This window comes from Mycobacterium sp., assembly GCF_052144515.1.
Taxonomy (GTDB): Bacteria; Actinomycetota; Actinomycetes; order Mycobacteriales; family Mycobacteriaceae; genus Mycobacterium.
In genome coordinates, this window is record NZ_JBKQQD010000127.1 from 1 (window position 1) to 4,537 (window position 4,537).

The 4,537-nt window shown below is 59.7% G+C and carries 4 protein-coding genes; 2 read left to right on the forward strand and 2 right to left on the reverse strand.

Annotated features, from left to right (window positions below):
- Positions 1–1,440: hypothetical protein (locus tag ACLP9N_RS07785; protein WP_442406848.1), on the reverse strand; the 1,440-nt coding region annotated here is incomplete at its 3' end.
- A 338-nt stretch (positions 1,441–1,778) separates the two neighbouring features.
- Positions 1,779–2,096 (reverse strand): hypothetical protein, encoded by a 318-nt coding sequence (locus ACLP9N_RS07790; protein ID WP_442406849.1) that lies wholly within the window; start codon positions 2,094–2,096, stop codon positions 1,779–1,781.
- Positions 2,097–2,471: 375 nt separating this feature from the next.
- Between ACLP9N_RS07790 and ACLP9N_RS07795 the strand changes: the two genes are divergently transcribed.
- Positions 2,472–2,690, forward strand: a complete 219-nt coding sequence (locus ACLP9N_RS07795; RefSeq protein WP_442406850.1) for a hypothetical protein — start codon at positions 2,472–2,474, stop codon at positions 2,688–2,690.
- 422 nt (positions 2,691–3,112) lie between these two features.
- On the forward strand, positions 3,113–4,276 hold the full coding sequence (locus tag ACLP9N_RS07800) for a hypothetical protein (RefSeq protein ID WP_442406851.1): 1,164 nt from the start codon (positions 3,113–3,115) through the stop codon (positions 4,274–4,276).
- Positions 4,277–4,537: the final 261 nt, after the last annotated feature.

Consider the following 4,537-nt stretch of genomic DNA (forward strand, 5'->3'; position numbering starts at 1 on the left):
GCCTCCTACCCACGCCCAACTGCCATCCTGGGGTTGCCACAAAATGGATCGCGCCCCCACCATGGCGGATACCAAGACGAGAACTTGACCTTGCTCATTTATGTCCACTGCCCGTGTCCCATTATCTGCGATTACGTCGCGGAACACTTTTGGCGGATGGGACACGTGGAATGTCGCAGCCTTCATGTTGACTTCGCCGGGAACGTCAGTGTGGGTGCGAACCAAGCCTGCGACAGTTCCTGCGTTGTTGATTGCTCTCGCCGAGCTGTTGGTACCTACTGGCCGGCCGTAGCCATCGTCTTCGAGGGGGAACACCGCGAATGAGCCCTCTGTATAGATGGCCGCCTTTTCCCGGTCGGTGCCCTGAACCACTGCCGCTATTTGGCCGTTCCCACCAATCCCAAATGCCTCAACGGTTGAAAATTTGGATCCATCAAAATTAAGCCGGGACAGCTGACCGTCTTTCATTGTCCACGGTATGTTCGTAAACCACGGTACCTGTCGCTCTCCTCGTCCCGTTCCTGTCACGTGCCCAGAATCGTTGAGATCTTCCGCAGATAGGAGGTCGAAATCATTGTCCATGAGTTCGTGCAAGTCGTAAATTCCGCCGGGTTCTGATCCGGTAACGGAGAAGCGGCATGGCGTTTGAATAGCTGGCGCCGGACCTAGCTTTTCGGTAGAAACAAATACCGCATTATCTACTTTTGCATTTGACATGTCCCACCCGGCATTTTTCATTGCCTCCATCATAAATTTATGCATGTCAATGCCATTCATGACGACCGGGATATCTTGTGGCCTGGAGCCGGTCTCTTCGCTAAATTCAAGACGCCCGTAGCCACCAGAATTAAACGAAGCCACTGCGCAGTCTGCGCTGACCAGATTCTGACATTCAGGTCTCGCCGCAGCATCTGCATTCATTTTCTGCATCTTCCGCCGAATGCGTCCGCCATCGTGCGCGTGAGTTCGAGCTAAATTGCGAAGGATCTTTCTCTCTGATATCGGTACAGCCTGCGGGTTTCCTGTTACTATGACGATTGCGCCTCTTCCCTGCCCAAGCTCGCACTTTGTCGTGCTTAGTCTCGCCTCAATAGGGCGGCAGTTGCCGTGACGGTCCTCGAAGTTTGATATAACGAATGCCTTGACACGCCCGCCCTCGAATCCGGCGAACGTAAAGGTATGTGGGATTGGTCTCCCTGCTCGACGCCGCGCAGAGTTAAGCAACTCTGTCCCTTTGGCTTCCAGATGAGCGGCGACTTCAGCCATGGATGAACGGTCGATTCCGTCAGACAACCATTCTGCAACCAAGGCAGAAACATTTTTACCTCCCCAACTTCCGAGCCCTGTATATGTGATGAACCCCGTGTGGGACAAATGCCGAACCACCGTCGTTTTTGCAGTTTCATCAGTCAACACAGTCTTTTTAACAAAATCTGTCAATCGAAAATCGGCTGATTGATAAATGACGTGTGGCGTTAACAGAGTGATATTGAGTGTAATTTTTGCATTCCTTCAAACGTGGCCGATCCCGTCCGGCGCCCCAAGTGGAACGACCCCTGCTCCACCGGCGAAAAGCATATTCGGCAGGTCCGCGTCTGGCTGGCATTTTAGTACTCCGGCCAACGCGGGTGCGGCTCGCAGAGCGTGGCGCGGCAGCTGGCCGCCGAGGTGGTAGCGCGCCGACATACGTCAGCGGCGCCATCCGACACTTTCCCGACATAAACGGCCCGAATCTGGCCCGTTTCGGTGCGGACTGACGTGGACTCTGCTAATTGAAATCAGCGGACCGCGAACAGTTCGTAGGCGATGAACTCGATGTCGCCCATCCGCGGGTAGTAGTGGATCTGATGGATTTTCGTGGTAGCTGCAACCGCCCAAAACGCGAGCCCGCTCGCCGCCGCAACGAGGAACAGGCCGTAGTGCCCCTGTTGAAACCCGAAACCGAGGCTCGCGAGGCTCAGCGTCACGCCCCAGCCCTTGATGGTGAGCAGGCGCTGGTCGTACCCGGTCACGATGTCGACGAGCTTGGCGTATTCGGCTTGAAGGTCGTCGTTGAGGCGATCGAGGCCCGGATCGGGTGAGGCGGGTGAAGTCATGGCCGGTCAGGCTCGCCTATGCTCAGTTGGGTACGTCAAAGTACCCCCTTTGAGACTGGCTCTGCCGACCTGTGGTGATCGTAACGACCTGTGGTGATCGTAATATGACGCGAGGCGACCGGCGCGGAAGAATCACCCGTTCACCGCGACTGATTAGGTTCGGGATGGCAACGCGGCTGACGGATCGTGCCTGGTCGCACCACCGGCCCGTGCCTACGGATCAGAAGGTTAGGGGTTCCCACGAACGCGGCCGAACAGACGTGCTCGTGCCCCCGACGTGCACTACATAGAGGATTTTGCCGGTCAGCCACGGTCAACTATGCGATACATAGGACGAGACAACTCAGTCTCGATATGCCCTTGACCAGCCGAAACGTGCTGGTGGAGCTGGTGGCCAGGGGCGGTATCGAACCGCCGACCTTCCGCTTTTCAGGCGGACGCGAAATCAGGTGTGAGGCTTTTGTGCTGGTCAAATTGGACGAACTGGACCAATTCCGACGGTTCAGAACACGCAATCCGAACCGCATGGCGGATGCAGAGCGGATGAAAACCCACCCTGAGCCCCACACTGCCAGGAGAGAGCAGGAGTCGTGACCAGGCACGATAACGGTGATTTGGGACTGTGGTTCCCGTGGTTAAGGGAGCAGTTGTCGTCCCGGTTGTCGTCAAGATTGTCGTCAACCGATCAATTCACTCACCCCTGGACGGAGGATCTTGCGAGTCGACAGGCGCACCTGACCAAAGGGCAGACGAATGGCTTCGGCTGTGGCGCAACATCTTCAAACAACACCCGCCACCAATGGCTACCCCTGCCTGACCACCGGCCGCAAGGCCCGACCCGAACAAACAGGAAAAGCTGGGCAGACCAGCAGCTCACCCATACCCACAGCCTGGCCGATCAAGATCAAACAACAGCCACCACGCAATCAGGGCTCATCCGTGGATCGAGGCTAAGTTGGGAGCGCGCCCAAAGGATCGCCGACGCACTGCCCGCCGAGGACCCCAACCGAACAGCCATGCGCATCACCCCGCGCACCATGTTGTGCGGGATCGCCTGGCGAACCCAGATGAATGTTGCCGGGGACCGCTTTGAGGAATTGCGGGAGTTGTGCGCCGCCGCCGGGGACAAGGTGTCCCTGGCTATCGCCATGGCGGGGCTGGTGCTCGATCGCACGTTGCATGGCCGGGTGCGCGAGGCGTCGCAGCTGGCGTCGGAAACCTGGATCCTCGTCGAGTCGATCGGCGATGCGACCCTGACAGTGGGGCTGCCCGTGCCGATGCTCTACACCAAGGCTCATAGCGGTGATTGGTGTGACGTGCTGCGCTGGTCACAGCGGCTCATCGACATGGCAGACGGTGACCCCTCGAAAGGCAACTTCATGGTCGGGTGTCCGCTGGCGCTCGCCGTAGCGGCGCGGGCTGCTGCCCGGTACTGCCTGGGTCGTCCCGGGTGGCGCGACGACCAGCGGCACGGCCTGGCTATGTCCCGCAGCACCGACGCCATGTCCTACGCCACGGTCGTCGCCTGGGTCTACGGCGCGGGGATATCGCTTGGAGTGCTGGCTGCCGATGATCGGGCGCTGTGCGAGATCGAGGATGCCCTACAGGTTGCCGAACGATCCGGTGATGACGTCGCATTGTCGAACGCCCGAATGACGCTGGGCGTTGCACTGGCGCACCGTCAAGAGACCGCCGACCGTGACCGCGGACAGCAGGTCCTGGCCAAGGTCAGCCAGGTGCTCCGACGGCCGGGATACAACCTGTGCGATTTGCCGATCGTCGAGGTGTACCTGGCGCGTGAGAGCGCTCGGCGTGGAGAAAGTGATGTGGCGATTCCGCTCATGCGCGCCGCCGTCGACCAAATGGTTCGCGAGGGACAGCTGCTGGGGTGGGGCCCTCCCGCGACCGGTGTTCTGGTGGAGACTCTGCTCGAGCGCGGCACCGAAAATGATCGGGCCGAAGCCGAGGCCGCGATTGAGCGGTTAGCAGCCGCGCCAGCCGATGACGGTCTGGTGATACGCGACATCTGGCTGCTGCGGCTGCGCGCCCTGCTGGCCCGGGCCCGCGGCGACGACGCTGCCTACCGCGACTATCGAGATCGCTATCGCGCGATGGCGGAATCGCTTGGCTTCGAAGGACACACCGCGATGGCCGAGGCGCTGATCGACGGTGGGGAATAGTCGGCAATTTCACGATTCCGCGCTCCTACATCGAACTCCCTTCCACGCTCGCAACAGCCGGAGTCTGCTCTGGGGACGCATCGGGAGTACTTGCCGGTAAGCGCCTTTCGTTATCAGACGCGGTGCGCGACCACAAGGCACGGAACGGCGCTGGTGCCCACCAGTTCGCGCTGCCCAGTAGCCTCATCGCCGCGGGCAAGAGCACTGCGCGGATTAGGGTGGCATCAATCAGGATTGCTAGCGTTATCCCAACGCCGGACG